This is a genomic window from Caldisericum insulae (assembly GCF_047785965.1).
Lineage (GTDB): Bacteria > Caldisericota > Caldisericia > Caldisericales > Caldisericaceae > Caldisericum > Caldisericum exile_A.
Genome location: NZ_JBLOBF010000011.1, coordinates 24,149 through 43,460, shown reverse-complemented (window position 1 = coordinate 43,460; position 19,312 = coordinate 24,149). Strand labels below are relative to the sequence as shown.

Below are 19,312 nucleotides of genomic sequence, written 5' to 3'. Positions count from 1 at the left end.
TTATTTATTTGCTTGACAAAGAAAAAAGAGGTATAATAAAAAAGATACATAGAAATATATAGAAATACAGTTGAAATAGGTAGAAATTCATTGTTTAAAAATTAAGAAATTATTTAAAAATTATAAAATTAAAAATTAATATTTAATTATATGTCTCAAACAAGAAATAAAATAATTGTATTAAGCGCAATAATCATTGTTATTGCTATAATTATTGTAGTATATTTTCATAAAAATCAATTTTTATTAAGAAAACCTACTTTAACTACAACAACTACAACTATTATCCTCCAATTTCTCAACAAGAATTATGGTACCAAGAATGTTTAAGATATATTAATCAACCACAAGAAATTACTAATTTTGAAGGCAAAAAAGTAAGTTTTGTTCCTCCTCAAATCTTTTGTGAAATAAATAGTAACGAAGTGCAACTCATCTCTTCAAATGAAATAACTTCTTGTTTAAAATCTAATAAAACTATTATTACTATTTTAGATGCCACTAAAGTATTTACTTCCAAATACCTTCCTTCTTTAAAAAAGAAAGATTTACCATCTTTAAATTCTCCTTTAAAAGTTTGTCTCAACTATGGGCCCCTATCTCTAACTAATTTTTATATTTTCCCCAATAATTTTTATATCACTAATAAAAATAACACCCAAATAAATGCTTGCGCCGATTATCCCGATATAAGTCAATTAAAAAATCTTGGTATTATTAGTACTTTACCTAATCTTTCTTTAAATCAGAAGTACTTCTTTACTATTAACTAATCCTAATAGCTTAATTCCTATTTATAACACAACTTTAACAATAAAATAAAAAAATACGTCTAACATTTATTTCCCTTGACAAATAAAGATTAAAAGAGTATAACTATATTGGTACATTGAAAATATGTCAAGGAAAAATATATTATAAAATAATATACAAAAACGAAAGGAGGTGAAAGAAATGAAAAAGTTGAGTAATGTGTTGTTAGTATTAGTAATTGTTGTTTTAGTGGCAATTTCATTTTTATTTTACACTCGTTATAATACTGTAAAACAGGTGATCTCTAATAAAGTAATAGTAGTTAGCGCTGATGGGATTCTTCAAAGCAAGGACAGTAACAGTATTACTATTAAATCTACAGATTCTGCTAGTATCACTTTGAAATTGAAATTATGTAAAGATGTTAAAGTGGAAAAATGGTTTATGAAGAGCTCTACAGGTACAGTGCAAACATACACCGTGCAAAAAGGTAGTATAGAAGAGTTAAAGGAAGGAGACAAGGTTCATGCTTATTTAAATCCGTCATTAGAAGTGCGTTACATTATTGTTTTTTATTAATTTTTGTATTAATGGGGGGGTAGAATTACCCTTTTTTTATGAAATTTTTTGCTTTTTAATTTTTAATATAATAAATTATATACAAATAATTTAAATTTATGCGACATTCTTATTCAAAATTTTCATTTTTTCTAATCATATTTTTTACTGTTCTAATAACTAATTTTTTCTTTTCAAATTTTGTTAAAGCTTTAATTCTTGATGATTTCTGCCAGAGTTTAAATATTTCCAGATGTGGATTTTACCAAAAAGCTGATTGGCCGATGGGGTGTGCTGTATTACTATTTGCGATAATTACGAGTGCAAACAAATAAATCAATCAGATGCCGTGACGGCAAAATATGATTGCACTACCTGTCAATGCACACAAGATTCTGATTGTTTTCATTTAGGATGTTCTTCTGATGGAAGATGTATAAAGGTAGGTGGCAAAGGGATAAATACTTGTAGCAAGGAAACAGGCACTTTAAGTAGTGAATGCAATCATTGTTCTAATTGCAAATGTAGTTGGGGCTCCAAAAGAAGGCCAACAAGGTTGTATTAGTGATAGTAATTGTGTTTCATCTAAAAAATACACCTGTGATTCTAATAAGGGTTGTATAGAAAGTGCTTCTGGTTCTTATACTACTAACACTTATGATAAAAAATGTGTTCATCGCTGTAGTGGTTCTACTTGTGATACTACTCATTATAGTGATGATACAAGCAAAGCTTCATTGTAGTAGTAATAGTGATTGTGGTAATACAAATAATAAATACGCATGTAATTTCAATACTTATACTTGTGAAATTCAAAGTTATGGAGGCATGAGTTTAGAGACGTGCCAAAAGGTTTGTATGCCACTATGTCTTGTTTCAGGGTGTGTTGTATTACCAGAAGAGACTGAACATGGTTTTAGGGGTCATGGGCTAGGTGAATATGGGTGTTTAACGACGAGTTGTGCGGATTATGTATCTAATCCTTCGAGGTTTTTTGCCGGTTGTGATCCGAAATCAGTAGGTTTATCTCAGTTTTGTTGTGGATATGGATATAGTAATGGGGGAAATTGTAGTTTTGGATGTGTTAATGGCAAATGTGTTAAACTTTCCTTAGGACGATTCTTTTGGTAGTATACCTTTTGATCAAACAAAATCTTATTGTGAGTCACATTGTAATGATACTAACTCTGCTAAATTATTATTAGAAGCAGATAAAACTTAGGTCAATATAGAAGAGCCAGTTATTTTTACTTCTACTTTAACAGGGGGTAGAGTTGGCTTTAATAGCCCCATAATGAATTGGCATATAGAAGATTATTCAGTAAGAGATGGCGTTTGCATGGTCATAACACCACCGGAAGTTGTAATTACTGGGGCAATGCCGCAATTAAAACAATGTATAATACAAAATAGAGAAGAGTGGCCTCCTGAAGGAGAAATGCCTTTTAAAACTTTAGAAAATATTAATTTAATTTTATTAATTTCAAAATATTTGTGTTTACCAGTTTATGCCCAATCTAATACAAGTTATCAGTTACAATATCAATAGCTTAAGCCAGGAGTTTATAATATTTATACTGAAGTACAAGTTAATTCTACTATCACTCTTAAAAGTAATGCTGTAACAATTAATGTTGGAAATACTCTTCCTTCTTTACCTTGTCAGATTTATGAATTTGAGATTAATAATAAAGATAACTCCGATCAAAATCCTTTATTAGTTTTTGTTAATACTTGCTTATATGGATACTTCTCAGTTAATGATTCTTGTACTACATGTATTGTTACTAGTGATGATAATTGGGGTAATCCTCCTAAAACCTATTCAATTTCTACTTCTCAATCTAGTTATACTTAATTATTTAAAATTACTACCCCCTGGTACTCATTCCTTCAAATTAACATGCACTGGTAAAAATGGTGAAACTGCTACTGATGATTTTTCTTTGAAAGCTGTAAAAGCTATTAATCTTCCTATCTGGCGTGAGATTATTCCTAATTTAGGAGCTTTTCTAAAGGGATTAATTAAAAGATAAATGCTGAAAGAAACCCTAATCATAAAGAAACTACAAAAATATTAAGCTTACTTTATTTAAATTCTAATTAATTGATTTAATTAATTTTTCTAATACTAAATCAAAATATAATGACAAGTAATAAGTTTTATGCTATTATTCTTTAAATTTTAAAGACTAAATTTTAAATGAAGTATTGAGTATAAAATTTAAGATTTAAGAATTCAAAATTTATTCCCTATTTTATATTCTATATTCTAGATTCTATAGTCCATAATTCAAACTTTTGAGTTGCAGGTTAAAAGTATTATGAATTTAGAGTTTAAAATTACCAAACATTTAAAAAAATTGGCACAAAAATCCGAAGCGATAAGAAAACAATTTTATCCCTCAAAAGAAGAAAATAAATTAGTGCCCGCCTCCCCTCATACCTTAAGACGTTTTAGAGGGGCTCATATCTTTAGAAGAAGCATTAGCGATTACAGCGAAATATTAAAGAGGTGATAATAAACACCTCTTTTTTAAATTATGCTTTAAATTATGTTAAATAAAGAAAAAGAATCAAAAACATTTATTAATTTAAGAGTAGTGCTAAATGAGAAAGACGAAGAATTAATGATTAGGAGGAAAGTATTAGAGATAGGTAAAACCAGAAGAAATTAAACAACTCATTACTACTGCTTTAAATCCTAAAATAGCCAATGAGTTAGTAATTTACCTGTATTAAATATTTACTTGACAAAGCAATTTTTTTATGCTTAACTAGAAGTAGTTAAAATAAGTACAGTACCTTGAAAAATAGAAAAATATCCTTCTAATTTAAAAATTAGAAGGTTTATATATAGTTAGAAAAGATTAGAAATAAAAATCATAGAGAGGGAAGAAAGGGAGGTGATTAAAATTAAAAGATTTGTAACGATGGTATTGACTATCCTGATTCTTGTAGTCTTTATATTAGAAGCAGGAGGGATAGTTGAGATTAAAGCCAATAATGATTGGCAAAGAATCGGTTATCCTAGTCTTGTCATGTTTACTGATTTTGAGATAGACCCATTGAATTCTAATCACATAATGGTTACTAGTTTTTTGGGACCTGACAAGTATTCTCTTGATGGTGGAATTACTTGGAATGATTTATGGTTGGAAATACAACCATGGGAAAATATGTTGAGTACCAAAGTGTTTTGTATTAATGGAATCTGGTATTTTAACGGAAGTGGAAGTGGTGGTAGATCTATATGGAAAATACGGATTTTTCTCAATTCGACAAAATTGTAGAATTTAAAGAAACCTCAATCGATTCTTTTTGGACAGCTGGTAATATTTTTTTGTTGGATTGAGGGCAGGAAGAAACAGTGAAAATAGATGCTTATATAAAAGTATTGATGGTGGTAAAACTTGGGAAAATTTAAGTGCTTCAGTAAGAAAGGGGATAGGGGAAGACTATCCTTATTATTTGGGAGTAATAGATTTGGCTTTTTTCCCAAAAGGAACGATTAGATATTCCGAAAGTCTATTATTTATTAGTGTAAATAACACAGATTTATTAGTTAGTTTTGATGAGGGCCAAACTTTTAAAAAAATACCTCGTTTTATGCCTAGCAAAGCACAGCCTTATTGCATGCCTGATAGGATAGAAAATAAATTATTGGCATTGGGTATAGATAAGAATCTTTATGAATCAAGTGATGGTTTAAGCTGGCAAAGAATAAATACACATTTTGTAAATACAAATTTTGATTTCTCTAAAATTTCTTATTATGCAGGGTTTGTTTTTGATTCAATAAAGAGAACTATATATTTTTGTGATTTCGAAAAAGGAATATTTTATTCCCAAGACGAAGGAAGAAATTGGATTAAATACCCTTCAGGAAATTTAGATTTTAATGAAAGTTGGGCAAAAATAAAAATATATAATAATTCTCTATATCTTTATTTAAATGGATCTTTATATGTTAATTCACTCGTTAATAAAAGGGTTGTTATTATTCAATTACAAATAGGTAATATTTCATTTACAGTAAATGGTATTTCAAACACCTTAGACTCACCCCCTGTTATTAAAAACGGGAGAACCCTATTACCAATAAGAGCAATCATTGAAGCACTTGGTGGTACAGTCAGTTGGGATGGAGTAGCTCGAAAAGTAACCATAACACTTTCCTCAAACACCATAGAGCTCTGGATTGGAAAGAATACTGCAACTGTAAATGGAATAACTAAGCCTATTGATCCAACCAACTCCAAAGTTGTCCCTGAAATCATAAACGGCAGAACAATGCTTCCTTTGAGATTCGTTGCAGAATCTCTCGGCTGTTCAGTTGATTGGAATGCCACCACAAAAACGATAACGATAAAGTATCCAAAAGAAGAGCAAGCAGCTGCAGTAAGTGTAAAAATAGCGAGTATACACTACACAACGGCAGGTAATGACGACAACAAAAATCCTAACGGAGAATGGGTGGAAATAAAAAATACAGGCTCAACTTCAGTGAACTTAAAAGGATTCACATTAGAAGACAAAGCGCACCATAAATTCATATTTCCAGATTTTGTGCTTAATAACGGGGAGACCGTCAAAGTTTATTCGGGAAGTGGAACACCAAACTCAAGCTCTCTCTATTGGGGATCAAGTTCTGCCATATGGAATAATGATGGAGATACTGCTTATCTGTATGACAATAGTGGCAATTTGATTGATACTTATAAATACCCGTGATATATGAGGAAAACGCACCATACTGACACTCATTTTTTTCACAATCAGAGAAATAATACAATGAGTAATAAGAGAGGGAGGATTGAAAAATGAAAAAGTTGTTTTTACTATTTTTTAATCGGAATTTTCATTCTTACTGGCTACTAAAACACTAGTCAGAATTACTTGCTTAAGCGATTAGTTGAGCAGGGAAAGCAGAATCTACTGGTTTAAAAGCTATCCAACAATACACAGAATCCACCCCAAACAAATGTGCGTGAAGCAAGCGTTGTCTCTCCCGAGAGTCAAGATGTGTTTCCTGTTAGTAAAACTTTTACTGATAAATACAGTGATATGTATGTGATTACAGTCGAAAAGTTTGAAAAAAACTTAAAAGTCACCAATGAATGGCAAAAAAACCTCAAGAAGGTGAAACAATTATAGGAGTGCTGGTTAAGGTAAAGAACAACGGTAAGCATTTTAAGTGGGCGTTTGAAGTTGAATTTTCTCTAAAAGACTACACAGGCTATACCTACAGTTGCGATTTCCCGCCTATTGCTAAACATAAGGTATTTGAAGATGCAAATCTTGTTCCCGGAAAAGAGCGTGAAGATTGGATATTCTTTAAAGTCCCAAAGACAGTTTTAGATACTCCATTTATGCTTATTTACAATACAGGAGAGTACGACGAAAACTTCAACAATAAAACTCTCCAATTTGTGCTAAAATAGGAGACACGAGTGAACACACTTTATTTCGGCGATAACCTTGAAGTTTTAAGGGAAAAGATTGAAGATAAAACTGTTGACCTTATCTATCTTGACTCTCCATTTCATTGAAGGATTTAAAAATCGGAATATAATTTCATTAAGGAGATAAAAAGATGAATGATAGAATAAAAACAATATCATTAATAAAATAATTCCCAGTGCTGAGACTGAAATTCCTCTTCTAAGTTTACACTTACCTAAATTAGATGTATATGAAAAATCGCAAGGCGAGTGGTATATCAAAAGCCACGGTGCAGGTGGAAAAGAAAAGTTATTGTTCGATGAAAATAAAAGCCAAAGAAGGCCAGAAGAGATAGTTAGACAGCTTTTCTTATTTGAGCTCACAGATAATTATGGATATCCAATTGAAAAGATAAAGGCTGAAGAATCAGTAAGTTTCGGCAGAGAAAAGAAAAGGGCAGAAGGTCTTACATTAAAAAAGGTTTCAAAATTTACGTTTTGTTATGGTTTGGACAATCCAAATGTGTATTGAACTGGGAAGATTTTTCATATAATACTGGCAAGGATGTAAGCTATTAATTTAAAGAAAGTTGATTGTAGTGGAAAGTGAGGATTTTGAAGGATTCCGCAAGAAAGTCTTCAATCTTTACCGTGAAGGTAATTACAGCAAAGCACTGGAGATTGCGGAAGAAGCCCACGCAAAATTTATAGACAGGTTTTCAGATACTTCTTACTGGCTTGCTTACCTTAACTCTGTCCTGCACAACGGGGATAAAGCTATTGAGATTCTAAAAAGTTCACTCAATGAGGGAATTTTTGGTCGCCAAAGCAACTTGAGAAGGAAAAAGACTTTGAATCGATAAGGGAGCGCAAAGAGTTCAGAGAGTTATTGGAAAAGTTTTCTCAAATATATGAAGAAATGCAAAAAAGTCCAAAACCAGAAAAGCTTGTATTTCATCCGGATAATTTTGATAACAAAAAGAGATATCCTCTTTTTGTTGCGCTTCACTGGAAAGGAGGCAATACAGAGGAGTTCAGCACTCATTGGAAGCATGTGTTAAAGAGAGGCTATATTCTCCTGGTTCCTCAATCATCTCAACTTTTTGGTACAAAAAGATACTGCTGGTATGACTGGGAAAAATGGAAAAAGGAAGTATTAGGCCACATCATGGAGATAAAAGAAAAACACAGTCTGGTTGAAGAAGAGATTATCATTGCAGGTGCTTCCCAAGGAGCAAGCTTTGGCTTAATTGACCTCGTGCTCGGAGGCACTTCTTTAAATTTTAGAAAATTCATTCTGGTAATCCCCCTTGTAGATGACTTTTCTTTTTACATTCCGTTGCTTGAAAGCAGTGCAAGAAAGGGAGTAAAATCTTGATGAAGCGCTGGAATACTTAAAAGGTTCTTAGCACATTTTGTTATAGCTTTTTTCTTTGTTTCTGCCTCTTCGTTCTTCAAGCCCCTAAGCTCATTTAATAAATCCTCTTTTTTATCTTCAATTCTTCTAATCGTTCTCCAAACAGGTTCTGATTGAACCCGTTCTCAATAGCTTTGTGAATATTGTTTATCTTAATGTCTATATTTTTAATAGATTCTTTAATGATTTAATGCCAATTCTTGCAAATTCTGTTGCAAGTTATAAAATAAAGTTAGAGCACGAAAATAAGGAGGAAAAGGTGAAAGGAACTGATACACATTTTTTTACAAACCGAGATGGAGTCACAACATTTGATAGGTTTAAAGCGATCCTTTCAAACAATACCAGGCAATTTGATGTAATCGTTGGCTATTTTTTTGTTACGGGTTTTTACAAATTATGGCGGTCTCTTGAAGGTGTCGAAAAGATAAGGATAATCGTAGGTATGGGAACAGATGAATTCACATATTCATCAGCTTCAGGCACATTAACAGATGTTGAAATCAAGAAGGAAATCAAAAAACTTATAACAAGTGAATTTGAAAATTCAGAAACCGAGAAAGAAATAGAAGAAGGTATATACAAATTTTTGGAATACCTCGAAAAAGGAAAACTCGAAATAAGAGGCTACCCTGACAGAAAACTTCATGCAAAAATATATATTATGATTAAAAAAGAAGGCTCAGAGGATTATGGCAAAGTAATAACTGGCTCAAGCAATTTCTCTGCCGCAGGGCTTGCTGAAAACCTTGAGTTCAATGTCGAGCTCAAGGATAAACCTGACGTAGAGTTCGCTGAAGGCAAGTTCGAAGAACTATGGAAAGAAAGCATTCCCCTTACAAGCGATTTTATAAAAACCATCAAGAACGAGACTTATATTAAAGATGATTTCACTCCTTATGAAATTTATCTCAAAACGCTTTACGAATATTTTAAGGATGTTATTGATTACGACCTTGCAACAATTGATTTTCCAAAGGAGTACAAGCAATTTAGATATCAAGTAGAAGCGGTTTTACAGGCTGAAAAAATATTAAAAGAACATGGGGGAGTTTTTATTAGCGATGTTGTAGGTCTTGGCAAAACATATATTGCAAGCCTTCTTGCAAAGAAGTTGGCAGAGAGGCCTATCGTGGTATGCCCTCCGCTTTTAATGGATTATTGGCAAAATGTAATGGAAAGCTTTGGGGTATTTCCAAAAATAATATCTTCAGGAATGCTTAAATTTGATAAAATAGACTTCGATAGATTTTCAAAGTATAAACTAATTTTTATTGATGAGGCACACACATTCAGAAATGAGGATACTGAGAGTTATGCAGTGCTGCATGAGCTTTGTGCGGGCAAAAAGGTGGTGCTTATAACTGCAACGCCTTTGAACAATGAACCACAAGATATAGCAAGCGAACTTTATTTATTTGAAAACAAATTTAATAGCACGATTCCTGACCTTAAGAACCTTTATAATTTTTTTAGCGATATAACAAAGGAATATAAGGAACTTAAATTCAAACAAAAGGATAGTGCATTAAGCGTTGATTCAATAAAATCATTGGTAAAAGATATATCGAATGATATCAAGAACAAAGTAATTAAACATCTAATGGTGCGTAGAACTCGGAAGGATATTCTCGATTTTTACCATGATGATATAGAGAAGCAGGGGCTTACATTCCCTGAAGTATCCGACCCTGAGCCTTTGTTTTATGAGCTCGATAAGAAGACAGACAACCTTTTTGAAGACAGTGTAAAGGCAATCGAATCTAAAAGTACAAAGGGAAATGATAAAACTCTTACTTATGCAAGGTATAAACTTACATCCTATCTTAAAACAGATGGCGTTGACTATTTATGGGAAAACAAATTTATAGATACAAAAGATTTGGATTTTGAGAAAATGTCTGAAGCACTTCTCACAGGTCTTATGAGGACACTCTTTCTGAAAAGGCTTGATAGCTCCTTTGAAGCATTTAGAAAAACCCTTGCAAATATGCTTAAAAGTTATGAAATGTTGTTATCGCTTTATGAAAAGGGTAAAGTTCCTTTTTCAAGAGGTAAAAATATCATTGGAAACTTAGCCAGGATGGATCTTGATGAGTTGGAACAAAAGATTACAGAAGTTGAAAGAGACGAGGCAGTTTTCTGGATCCCTTCCGAATATTTTGAACAAAAATTTAAAAAAGATCTTCAGAATGACATAAATATCATTAAAGACCTAAAGGCTCGTTGGGACAAAGTAACAGTTGACCCAAAAATTGACAAGATGAGAGAGCTTCTCTTAGGTGACGAAATTCTTGGAAAGCAAAAATTAATTATCTTTACTGAATTTGAAGATACACTTTACTATCTCAAAGAGCAATTTGAAAAAGACCCAAAGCTAAAAGGTACTTTCATTGCAATCTCAAGCAAGTCATCAAAAGCAGAGTTTGAAGTAGCCGTTAGGAATTTCGACCCAAGGAATCCAAAGCAAGAAGATAAGTTCAGGATATTAATTTCAACTGATGTTTTTTCGCAGGGCCTCAACCTTGATAAGGCAACGGCAATAGTTAATTATGACATACCATGGAATCCGACAAGGATAATCCAGAGGTTTGGTAGAATAAACCGTGTAGGCTCCAAAGGAAAGATTTATATTTACAACTTCTTTCCCACGCAGAAAACAGAAAACAAAATCTTCCTTAAAGCCGCAGCCACTCGAAAGATTGAGATGTTCATAAATACGCTTGGCGCAGATTCAAAATACCTCACCGAGTTTGACACATCCAACACTACTGGAATATTTGACTTGATGAACAAAATATCAACTTATGAAGAAGCTGAAATCGACCCGGAACTTAAGTATTTACAAGAAATAAGAAGTATAAGGGATAAAAATCGTGAGCTCTTCGAGAAAATTAAGCATATACCCATCAAAGCGCGAGCAACAAGGCTTGCAAAGGAAAATAAAGTAATAACATTCTTTAAATATGGCAACTTGCCCAAATTTTATTTGACAGGTGAGGCTCAAACAATTGAGCTTGCTCCGATTGACGCTTTCAATATGATTAAAGCTAAGCCAACTGAACCTGCAAACCGTATCCCTGATTTTTTCTATGATATGTTTAGGAAGAACAATGAGCAGTTTGAACAAGACCTTCAAATGGCAATTGAATCTGACATAAATAGACGTTTGCCACAATCAACAAAAAAACTGCTTCCAATTGTGAATGCACTTATTAACGATTTAAGCTGTGCAACGCATGTTGAATATTTAAATACTTTGAAAGATGCGCTTCAGGCAGGTGCGATTTCTCAGTATATAGTAAAACTTGCTAACAAAAAACTGCAAAATGTAATTGAGCCAACCCAGAAAGTGAAAATACTTTTAGAACTGATTCGTGATGAATATGTTTATTCTTCAATGAGACAGTTTAAAGAAAAACCAGATAAAAAGGTTATACTCTCAAGCGTATTCAAGGAGGGACTTGATGAATCTCGAAGCTTATCTTAAGAATTCTTACTCACGCGCAAATTTTCTGTATCTTGTAAAAGAAATACTTCCAAACTTTGAGGAACAAACAGGTACAATAGAGTTAAATGATTCTCAAAAAGAGAAGGTTTCCTCTTTTAGCTTCCTTGGCAAAAGCAAAATGAACGGGAAAAGTGTTTTTGCGCTTGATGTAGAGCTCAAAAGCAATGTTGAATCTTCCCCTACTTTTCAGAGGAATCTTGTTGCTCAATATTTGCAAAAGCAAGTAGTAGAAGCCGCAATTGTTGCCTACCACACGCCAAACGAGGCAAAATGGAAGATTGCTCTTGTGACTGTTTCATATAAGCTTAGCGAAAAGGGCGTTGATAAAGAAATCTCCGAAGCGAAAAGATATTATTATGTTGTGGGACAAGAAAACATTCACACTGCAAGCACCCAACTTGGAAGCATAATAGGAAAACAAAACACATTAGAGGATTTAGTAAATGCATTCAGCGTAGAAAAGGTTACCAAAGACTTTTTCGTGGAAATTGCAAACAAATTTTATGAGCTTATAGGTGGTAAGGTCAAACGAGGAAATAAAGAGGAAGAGCATTCTAAAATCCTCAAATTGCCCACGCAGGATCCTAAGGTTGAACGAATCTTTGCCATCAAATTATTAAGTAGGCTCATATTCTTATGGTTTCTCAAAAAGAAAGATCTGATAAGTGACTCTGTTCTTTCTGCAAAAGCGGTAGATAATTATAAAGAAATGCTTCCTATTGAATTAAGAACTTCTAATAGTTATTACCATAGCGTTCTTGAACCATTATTCTTTGAAGTCCTAAACAAAAGGATTGAAGATAGAGAAACAATTTTCAAGCAAAACTCTCTATTCAAAGATATTCCTTTTCTCAATGGCGGTCTTTTTGAGTCACGCTTAGACGAAGATTTTTACGATTCAAAGCAAAATGATTTTAGCAAAAGGATTAATTTTTCCGTAAAAATAGACGATAAATGGTTCAAAGATCTCTTTAAAATCCTCGACAGGTACAACTTTACCGTAGATGAAAGCACTCCTGTGGATTTAGAAATTTCAATAGACCCAGAAATGCTTGGGCGAATTTTTGAGAACCTTCTTGCAGAAATTAACGAAGAGACTCAAGAAACCGCAAGGAAGCTCACAGGCAGTTATTACACGCCGAGAGTTATTGTGGACTATATGGTAACCAAAAGCCTAAAGTATTACTTTCTTAACAAGACAAAGCTTCAAGAAAAAATCATTGACAACCTTTTGTCGTATCAGAGCGAGGAAATAGATTTAACAGATGATGACAAATTGCAAATCATCGATGCAATTGATGAGCTCAAAGTGATTGACCCTGCTTGTGGTTCTGGAGCATTCCCGATGGGTTTGCTGCAAAAGCTGCTTCTCGTTTTAAGGAAAGTTGACCCAGACAATAAACTTTGGCTTGAGAAGAAACTCTCAAAGATAGATGATCCTACATTGAGAGAAAAGACAAAAGAAAAATGGTCAGAAGAGCGCGAAGAGGAAAACTATTTGAGGAAGCTTGGCATTCTAAGAGATTCAATCTTCGGCATCGACATCCAGCCCATCGCAATAGAAATATCAAGGCTAAGGTCTTTTCTAACCCTTGTAGTTGATATAAAAGTGGATAAATCAAAACATAACTCGGGAGTAGAGCCCTTACCAAACCTTGATTTCAAGTTTGTCATTGCAGACTCACTCATTGATGTGGAGAAAGCCGAGAAGATAAACGAAACAGATGAAACAAAGCTTATCAAGGATACATATTTTGATGACCTCAAAGAGCTTACCAATAATTATTTTTATGCCTCTGACCGCAAGAAAAAGGAGGATTTAAGAGGTAAAATAGAAAAGTTAATAGACAAAAAAGTCAGCGAAAAACGTGAAGAGATACAGTATCGGGGAAAATCGTTGGACGGGAGAATGCGGAAGACAACACCCCCACAGGATAAAATTATTAATGATTTGAGCTATCAAATGAAACTATGGGACAGTTACAAGAATATTTTTTTAGATAAACCCGTCAAATTCTTCAATGTGAAATATTTCTTTCCAAGCGCAAAAGATGGCTTTGACATTGTCATTGCAAATCCGCCGTATGTAAGGCAGGAAAAAATCAAAGACCAAAAAGAGAACCTTGCAAAACAAGGATACTTTGTCTTTAATTCTACATCTGACCTTTACACCTACTTCTATGAAAAAGGTTATGATTTGCTTAAAGATGGCGGTATCCTCACATTTATCTCGTCTAACAAGTGGATGAGAGCAAAGTATGGAGAAAAACTCAGGAAATTCTTGAAAGAAAAAACGATATTGAAAGAGATAATTGATTTTGGTGGGTATAAAGTCTTTGAAGCTACAGTTGATACAAACATTGTAGTTTTTGAAAAGAAGCCTTCTGCTAATGTTAACGAGTTTTTCTATTTGAATGTTTCAGATGATTTTGACGGGAAAGATTTGTATGGTTATTTTAATAGAAATGCGTCTGTGATGAGCCAGGAAGATTTATCGGATTCTGCTTGGACTTTGGCAGATGATAAAGTATTAGCCCTTAAAAAGAAAATAGAAAGTATTGGCAAACCGCTAAAAGATTGGGATGTAAAAATTTATTATGGAATAAAAACAGGTTTTAATGAAGCGTTTATAATTGACACTAAAACAAGAAATGAGATTTTGGCAAATTGCAAAACAGATGAAGAGAGAAAAAGAACGGAAGAGATAATAAAACCAGTTTTAAGGGGGAGAGACATTGGAAAGTATTATTATAAGTGGGCTGGGTTGTGGGTGATATATATTCCCTGGCATTTTCCGCTTCATGAGGACAAAACAATATCAGGTGCTTCGCAGAAAGCAGAGGATGAATTTAAAAAACAATTTCCTACACTTTATAACTACCTACTAAATTATAAAGAGCAGTTGTCTAATAGAAATAAAGATGAAACAGGAGTTAGATATGAATGGTATGCTTTACAAAGATGGGCTTCAGATTACTATCCCGAGTTTGAAAAGGAAAAGATTGTGTGGCAAAGGGTAACTCAACAACCTAAGTTTACCTTAGTCCCCGAAGGTTTTTATTGTGAAGCAACTACGCATTTTATAACTACTGAAAAATACAGTAAATTTCTTTTAGGTATTTTCAATTCAAAATTATTCAAATTCGCTTTTTACAAGTTTTATATGGGCGGTGGAATAGAAGGAGAAATAAAAGGGACATTCATAGGAAGATTTCCCATTCCCCTTGCCACCTCCCAAAACAAAAATATTGTTCCTCAAATTGAATCTCTTGTCGACAAGATTCTTCAAGCAAAACAACAAAACCCCGATGCTGATATATCTGATCTTGAGCGCCAAATTGACCAGCTGGTTTATCAACTCTATGGTTTAACTGACGAAGAGATAAAAATCATTGAAGGAGGTAACTGATGTTTGCAAAAGTAATCCAACAGGACGAAAAGATAAAAGAAAAGTTCTATGAGAAGATAAAACTAAAAATAGCAAGGGAGCGGCAACAAGTACAAGAAAACGATGACAGCGGATTTTTTGCTAGGCTTTTCAGTAACACTGCCGTAGATAAGTTCGACAGAAAACAGTATCATAACGAATCAATAGGTTCTAGTGGGGAAAATGAGTTAAAAAATCAAATGTGGCTTCTTCTCAAATCTGATTCTTTTGTACTTCCAGATTATGTATTTGAAGTGGCAAAAGATGAGTTTATACAATTAGATAGTATCGTGGTTAATCTAAGAGGCATTTTCCTAATCGAGGTAAAAACTTGGAGTGGCTCTTTTCTTGCAAGTGATAAAGAGTGGAAGATGAAGCAAGGCAGGAAATGGGAAAGAGTTAGCAATCCAACAGCACAACATAAAAGACATTTTAATTTGTTCAAGTTGTGGCTTGAAAATAACGCAAAAGAAATTTATGAGCAAGTAAAAGATATCATATATCCAGTAATTGTGTTAAAACAGGTTGATTGGATTAAGGCTGATTATTCTTCAATTCCTGTTGTTTCGGGAGCTTTGGGATTTATTAATTTTATTTTAGATAAGCCAAGGGCACAACTTTCTCAAGAGCTTGTTGAGTCCATAGTTGAAAAACTGTCTACAGCAAAGCCCTATGAAGAAAAAAGCCAAATTAAATTTGAAGAAGGCATGACTAAGCAAGGTAAAAAGTATGTTAAGGTTGAAGGAACAAGAAACGAAGCTTTACAAATTGCTGAGGAATACGCAAAGACCTACAAGGTAAGTAATGTTTATCAGGATAAGTCTAATAATAAAATTTTCTTCTTCTATTTAGAAAATAAATAACGCTTCAGTAAGTATAGGATATTCCAGAGACGACATAGTTATATAGGTTGTGGATGTCGGGAATTAAGAAGTTTTATTGACGAGAGATGTTTTAAAGACTTCTACTTCTAAACTCTTAATAACTTTTTCGGACAATGAAACAGTACCATTTTTGGATAGTACATAGACATTAATTTCAGGACTTACATTTACAAAGTGCTTAGAAGTTTCTTTGAAAACAAATATTAATGATTTTATTGCCTTATCAGAATTATCTATGAAAGGTTTCAAGTTTGAGAGATATAATATATCTCTCAGGTCTGTTCCTAACATTGTAAAAAATTCGTTGGAAAGTACGTTTTCTATAGTTTTAAGCGAAAAATCTTGATCTCCAATCCAACCTATAGCAATTTTCCCTTCAAAGATAAAAATCTTTTTTGCATTGTCTGAATAATAACCAGTTTTTGGAAAATGGACTCTTGTGTCTGCTGCTATGATGATGTTTTTGTCAACTTTAATTGATACTATTAATGACATAATTTTCTAAAACTTATCCTCTTCCTTGATATTTCTTAAGCCCGGTTTCCCAAAGAATTAATGAAGTAAGAAGAAACACAAGTAACAAAATAATTTGAAATACAAAGCTTTCTTTTAAGTCTAAGGAGCCAGTAAGAATTCTTGCAGGAAAACTTGAAAATACAATTACTGGTATCACAGAAAGAAAAATCTTTCTAATAAAGCCTGAATAAACGGAGTCAGGATACTTTGCAAATTCTATTAGATCATCGTAAATGTAGAATAGGTTATTTACCTCGTAAAACCAAAAGGAAAGTAGACTAACGCAAAAAGCTTGAAGAGTATAAATCAAAAGCGAAAAAACAAACGAAATTGTATAAAGCAATAGATTTAGACCAATATGAATTGAATCTATCTTTAGTCCATAAGTTAACAATATCAATCCAGGAAGAATCCTCCAAATTCTCCCAACATTCACTTTTTGTAACAAAAGAAATATGATTGTATTTACAGGTTTTAAAAGGTAAACCTCAAGGTTTCCTTCCTTAACAGTTTCTGGCAGATTTAAAAGACCGCCTCTGAATGTCGTACTGTACAATTCAGTAAGAATAAAATAGGTTCCAAGCAAGATATACATATCTCCTATATCCCATCCTCCGATTGAATTCACGTTTAGATAGATTGCCTTGAAAAGAAGCAATACTCCTATAAAATAAACTAATTGATTAAGAAAATTAAAAACTATATCTATTCTGAATGCTAAATCTAATTTAAGTCGTAATTTAAAAAGCGCCCGCAGGAATTTCAGCATATTATCCCCCCGATGCTACAAACTTTTTACATCCTCTTTTAAAAATAAAATCAGATAAGATGATAAATACAAATACCCAAAGAATCATTGAAAAAAATTCGAAACTAATTTCTTTAATTGTTAGTTTTCCTAAAAATATTTGTGCTGGAATATAACCGCAGAAGCGAAATGGCAGGAAGAGCCAAACCCTCTTTACAGGTAATAGATCAAGTGGAATTAACATACCTGAAACCAGAGCAACAATTCCCTCAGAGAAGTAAATCACATATGTACTCCTTTCAAACCAGAAACTCAACAGGTTAAGGATATAACCATAACTAAAGCCAATTACAATTCCTCCAAACCAGAACAGTACACTCATAATATATCTCCATGTTTCTTTTTGAATAACAACATAACCTTTTAGTATGAAAGAAATAGCTATAACACCCAAGATCCCAAAAATCCATTGTAAAACCCATGCACCAATGAGCCTAAACAGATAAAGAAGATAATGATTAATTGGTTTTGTAAGCCAAAGACTAAAAGTTCCATCCTTAATACTTTCTCCAATTTCAATCCAAGCAGAATACGGTGTGTTCATAACAAAGAATTGTGTAACAATAAAGTATGTTACCATTGCGGAAAGGTCATAACTTCCTATATTACCACCATTTGAAAGTATGCTTTTCCAAAGAAAAAAAAGTGCTAACGGTGGAATGAGCACTACAGATAGATAAAATAGCGCATTTACTTTGTATTGAATGCTTCTTTTGATTTCACACTCTGCTCCTTCTAAATATACCCTAAACATTGTTATTCTCCTTACTGTAAATTTCGAAAACCAAATCTTCGAGAGTTGGTTCAGTAATTGTAATATCGGTGACAGCAAATTGGTTTAAGATCCTCTTTGCTATGTCCTTCGCAATGGTTTCTTCAACACTAATTGTTAAGCAATTTTCTTCTTTTGAAATAATACTTACACCATCTATTTGTTGTATTTGCTTATCTAATTTATTATCAAACTCATCTTCTATGCACACTTTTATATATTTACGATTACAGATTCTCTTTTTAAGTCCCTCTATGTTCCCATCGTAAAGTTTAATCCCCTTATCAATCATTATTACCCTTGTTGCACATCTCTCTATATCTTTCATAGAATGGCTTGTCAGAATAATTGTTGCACTATGATCCTTTACATAGTTCCTTAGGAAATTGTGTAGCTCATTTTGAGAAAAAATATCAAGTCCAAGAGTAGGTTCATCAAGTAGAATCAAACGAGGCTCCCAAAGTAAATTTGCAACTAACTCAGCCTTTTTTCTCTGACCATGAGAGAGGTTCCTCACAGGAGTATTTAAAATCGCTTCAATGTTCATCATTGAGACAAGAGTATTAACTCGTTTTCTATATTCGTCAAAAGGTATATTGTAAATCTCCTTAACAAAGTAAAAACCATCAGAGACAGGAATGTCCCATGCAACTTCCTCAAGGAAGCCCCTAGAAGCCATGATAAAACTAATTTTATTCAGAAATTGTTTTGTTCTTTTATAGGGATTTTCATCGAGAACTCTAACTTCACCATCTGTTGGAAAAAGAACACCTGCAAGTATTTTTAAAGTTGTTGTTTTTCCTGCACCATTTGGGCCAATATAACCAACAATTTCGCCACTTTGGACATTGAAAGAAATACCTCTTAGAGCCTCAACCTCTTCATACTTCGGTTTAAAAATGCTTTTTATGCTTGCAACTAAACCTGCTTCTTTAACCTGCCTTCTATAGACTTTCTTGAGATTATTTACTTCAATCACATATTTATACATCTTTTTCTCCGTTTTGCAATTTTAATGAATCAAAGATATGAATCTTTTCCTCTTCGGTCAATTTTATTATAAACATAAATGCTCTTTCATAAAATTTCTTAATCACCTTGCATTTTTTTAATTTAGTTTGTTCATCCATTATCCCATTAGGATTTAGCGCGGTTATGTAGCAGGCAGGACAAATTCTACAAAGCCAACAATTAAAGCAGTAGTTATTTGAAATTTCAATGT

The 19,312-nt window shown here is 32.9% G+C and carries 19 protein-coding genes and 1 pseudogene; 15 read left to right on the top strand and 5 right to left on the bottom strand.

The genetic code is table 11. The features are described from left to right. Nucleotides 1–150 precede the first annotated feature (150 nt). A complete protein-coding gene (locus ACMV0E_RS06880; RefSeq protein ID WP_416085648.1) occupies nt 151–330 on the top strand; it encodes a hypothetical protein in 180 nt (59 codons plus the stop codon). A 64-nt stretch (nt 331–394) separates the two neighbouring features. Here ACMV0E_RS06880 and ACMV0E_RS06875 read toward each other — a convergent pair whose 3' ends face one another. Continuing rightward, nucleotides 395–586, bottom strand: coding sequence for a hypothetical protein (locus ACMV0E_RS06875; protein WP_416085647.1), 192 nt, complete (start codon nt 584–586; stop codon nt 395–397). Nucleotides 587–954: 368 nt separating this feature from the next. On the opposite strand from ACMV0E_RS06875, the gene ACMV0E_RS06870 reads away from it, so the two are divergent. From ACMV0E_RS06870 to ACMV0E_RS06805, 14 genes and pseudogenes are all read left to right on the top strand, one after another. Beyond that, nucleotides 955–1,332 (top strand): hypothetical protein, encoded by a 378-nt coding sequence (locus tag ACMV0E_RS06870; protein WP_416085646.1) that lies wholly within the window; start codon nt 955–957, stop codon nt 1,330–1,332. Between the two features lie 807 nt (nt 1,333–2,139). Then, the gene (locus ACMV0E_RS06865) at nt 2,140–2,442 is read left to right on the top strand and encodes a hypothetical protein (RefSeq protein WP_416085645.1); all 303 of its coding nucleotides are present in this window, start codon (nt 2,140–2,142) and stop codon (nt 2,440–2,442) included. A gap of 163 nt (nt 2,443–2,605) precedes the next feature. After that, nucleotides 2,606–2,860 carry a hypothetical protein gene (locus ACMV0E_RS06860; protein ID WP_416085644.1) on the top strand — a complete coding sequence of 85 codons (255 nt, stop codon included), beginning with the start codon at nt 2,606–2,608 and terminating at the stop codon, nt 2,858–2,860. A gap of 1,006 nt (nt 2,861–3,866) precedes the next feature. Further along, a complete protein-coding gene (locus tag ACMV0E_RS06855; protein WP_416085643.1) occupies nt 3,867–3,989 on the top strand; it encodes a hypothetical protein in 123 nt (40 codons plus the stop codon). 408 nt (nt 3,990–4,397) lie between these two features. After that, nucleotides 4,398–4,604 carry a hypothetical protein gene (locus ACMV0E_RS06850; RefSeq protein ID WP_416085642.1) on the top strand — a complete coding sequence of 69 codons (207 nt, stop codon included), beginning with the start codon at nt 4,398–4,400 and terminating at the stop codon, nt 4,602–4,604. A 58-nt stretch (nt 4,605–4,662) separates the two neighbouring features. Beyond that, the gene (locus tag ACMV0E_RS06845; protein ID WP_416085641.1) at nt 4,663–6,045 is read left to right on the top strand and encodes a stalk domain-containing protein; all 1,383 of its coding nucleotides are present in this window, start codon (nt 4,663–4,665) and stop codon (nt 6,043–6,045) included. Between the two features lie 386 nt (nt 6,046–6,431). Beyond that, nucleotides 6,432–6,755 (top strand): DUF4352 domain-containing protein, encoded by a 324-nt coding sequence (locus ACMV0E_RS06840; RefSeq protein ID WP_416085640.1) that lies wholly within the window; start codon nt 6,432–6,434, stop codon nt 6,753–6,755. Between the two features lie 9 nt (nt 6,756–6,764). Beyond that, nucleotides 6,765–6,860: pseudogene (locus tag ACMV0E_RS06835) on the top strand (modification methylase); the annotation flags it as partial. 208 nt (nt 6,861–7,068) lie between these two features. Further along, complete coding sequence (locus tag ACMV0E_RS06830; protein WP_416085639.1) at nt 7,069–7,287, top strand: type I restriction enzyme HsdR N-terminal domain-containing protein; 219 nt, start codon at nt 7,069–7,071, stop codon at nt 7,285–7,287. Between the two features lie 58 nt (nt 7,288–7,345). Beyond that, the gene (locus ACMV0E_RS06825) at nt 7,346–7,618 is read left to right on the top strand and encodes a hypothetical protein (protein WP_416085638.1); all 273 of its coding nucleotides are present in this window, start codon (nt 7,346–7,348) and stop codon (nt 7,616–7,618) included. A 56-nt stretch (nt 7,619–7,674) separates the two neighbouring features. After that, the gene (locus tag ACMV0E_RS06820; RefSeq protein WP_416085637.1) at nt 7,675–8,133 is read left to right on the top strand and encodes an alpha/beta hydrolase; all 459 of its coding nucleotides are present in this window, start codon (nt 7,675–7,677) and stop codon (nt 8,131–8,133) included. A gap of 175 nt (nt 8,134–8,308) precedes the next feature. Continuing rightward, nucleotides 8,309–11,662: a helicase-related protein gene (locus ACMV0E_RS06815; RefSeq protein WP_416085636.1), complete on the top strand. Its 3,354-nt coding sequence runs from the start codon at nt 8,309–8,311 to the stop codon at nt 11,660–11,662. Then, on the top strand, nt 11,640–15,092 hold the full coding sequence (locus ACMV0E_RS06810) for an Eco57I restriction-modification methylase domain-containing protein (protein ID WP_416085635.1): 3,453 nt from the start codon (nt 11,640–11,642) through the stop codon (nt 15,090–15,092). Before ACMV0E_RS06815 ends, ACMV0E_RS06810 begins: the two co-directional genes overlap by 23 nt. Beyond that, nucleotides 15,092–15,973: a nuclease-related domain-containing protein gene (locus tag ACMV0E_RS06805; RefSeq protein WP_416085634.1), complete on the top strand. Its 882-nt coding sequence runs from the start codon at nt 15,092–15,094 to the stop codon at nt 15,971–15,973. Before ACMV0E_RS06810 ends, ACMV0E_RS06805 begins: the two co-directional genes overlap by 1 nt. A gap of 63 nt (nt 15,974–16,036) precedes the next feature. Here ACMV0E_RS06805 and ACMV0E_RS06800 read toward each other — a convergent pair whose 3' ends face one another. From ACMV0E_RS06800 to ACMV0E_RS06785, 4 genes are read right to left on the bottom strand one after another with little or no spacing between them, the layout of a single operon-like run. Beyond that, nucleotides 16,037–16,489: an Ntn hydrolase family protein gene (locus tag ACMV0E_RS06800; protein ID WP_416085633.1), complete on the bottom strand. Its 453-nt coding sequence runs from the start codon at nt 16,487–16,489 to the stop codon at nt 16,037–16,039. A 13-nt stretch (nt 16,490–16,502) separates the two neighbouring features. Further along, entirely contained in the window at nt 16,503–17,279 is a 777-nt protein-coding gene (locus tag ACMV0E_RS06795) for an ABC transporter permease (protein ID WP_416085632.1), read from the bottom strand. 1 nt (nt 17,280) lies between these two features. Then, complete coding sequence (locus ACMV0E_RS06790) at nt 17,281–18,072, bottom strand: ABC transporter permease (protein ID WP_416085631.1); 792 nt, start codon at nt 18,070–18,072, stop codon at nt 17,281–17,283. Beyond that, nucleotides 18,065–19,081, bottom strand: a complete 1,017-nt coding sequence (locus ACMV0E_RS06785) for an ABC transporter ATP-binding protein (protein WP_416085630.1) — start codon at nt 19,079–19,081, stop codon at nt 18,065–18,067. The genes ACMV0E_RS06790 and ACMV0E_RS06785 overlap by 8 nt, the downstream gene beginning before the upstream one ends. Between the last annotated feature and the right edge of the window lie 231 nt (nt 19,082–19,312).

Coding starts and splice junctions, on each gene's coding strand:
- ACMV0E_RS06880 (WP_416085648.1), top strand. CDS start 151: ATGTCTCAAACAAGAAATAAAATAATTGTATTAAGCGCAATAATCATT.
- ACMV0E_RS06870 (WP_416085646.1), top strand. CDS start 955: ATGAAAAAGTTGAGTAATGTGTTGTTAGTATTAGTAATTGTTGTTTTA.
- ACMV0E_RS06865 (WP_416085645.1), top strand. CDS start 2,140: ATGAGTTTAGAGACGTGCCAAAAGGTTTGTATGCCACTATGTCTTGTT.
- ACMV0E_RS06860 (WP_416085644.1), top strand. CDS start 2,606: ATGAATTGGCATATAGAAGATTATTCAGTAAGAGATGGCGTTTGCATG.
- ACMV0E_RS06855 (WP_416085643.1), top strand. CDS start 3,867: ATGTTAAATAAAGAAAAAGAATCAAAAACATTTATTAATTTAAGAGTA.
- ACMV0E_RS06850 (WP_416085642.1), top strand. CDS start 4,398: ATGGTTACTAGTTTTTTGGGACCTGACAAGTATTCTCTTGATGGTGGA.
- ACMV0E_RS06840 (WP_416085640.1), top strand. CDS start 6,432: ATGGCAAAAAAACCTCAAGAAGGTGAAACAATTATAGGAGTGCTGGTT.
- ACMV0E_RS06820 (WP_416085637.1), top strand. CDS start 7,675: ATGCAAAAAAGTCCAAAACCAGAAAAGCTTGTATTTCATCCGGATAAT.
- ACMV0E_RS06810 (WP_416085635.1), top strand. CDS start 11,640: ATGAATCTCGAAGCTTATCTTAAGAATTCTTACTCACGCGCAAATTTT.
- ACMV0E_RS06805 (WP_416085634.1), top strand. CDS start 15,092: ATGTTTGCAAAAGTAATCCAACAGGACGAAAAGATAAAAGAAAAGTTC.
- ACMV0E_RS06800 (WP_416085633.1), bottom strand. CDS start 16,489: ATGTCATTAATAGTATCAATTAAAGTTGACAAAAACATCATCATAGCA.
- ACMV0E_RS06795 (WP_416085632.1), bottom strand. CDS start 17,279: ATGCTGAAATTCCTGCGGGCGCTTTTTAAATTACGACTTAAATTAGAT.
- ACMV0E_RS06790 (WP_416085631.1), bottom strand. CDS start 18,072: ATGTTTAGGGTATATTTAGAAGGAGCAGAGTGTGAAATCAAAAGAAGC.
- ACMV0E_RS06785 (WP_416085630.1), bottom strand. CDS start 19,081: ATGTATAAATATGTGATTGAAGTAAATAATCTCAAGAAAGTCTATAGA.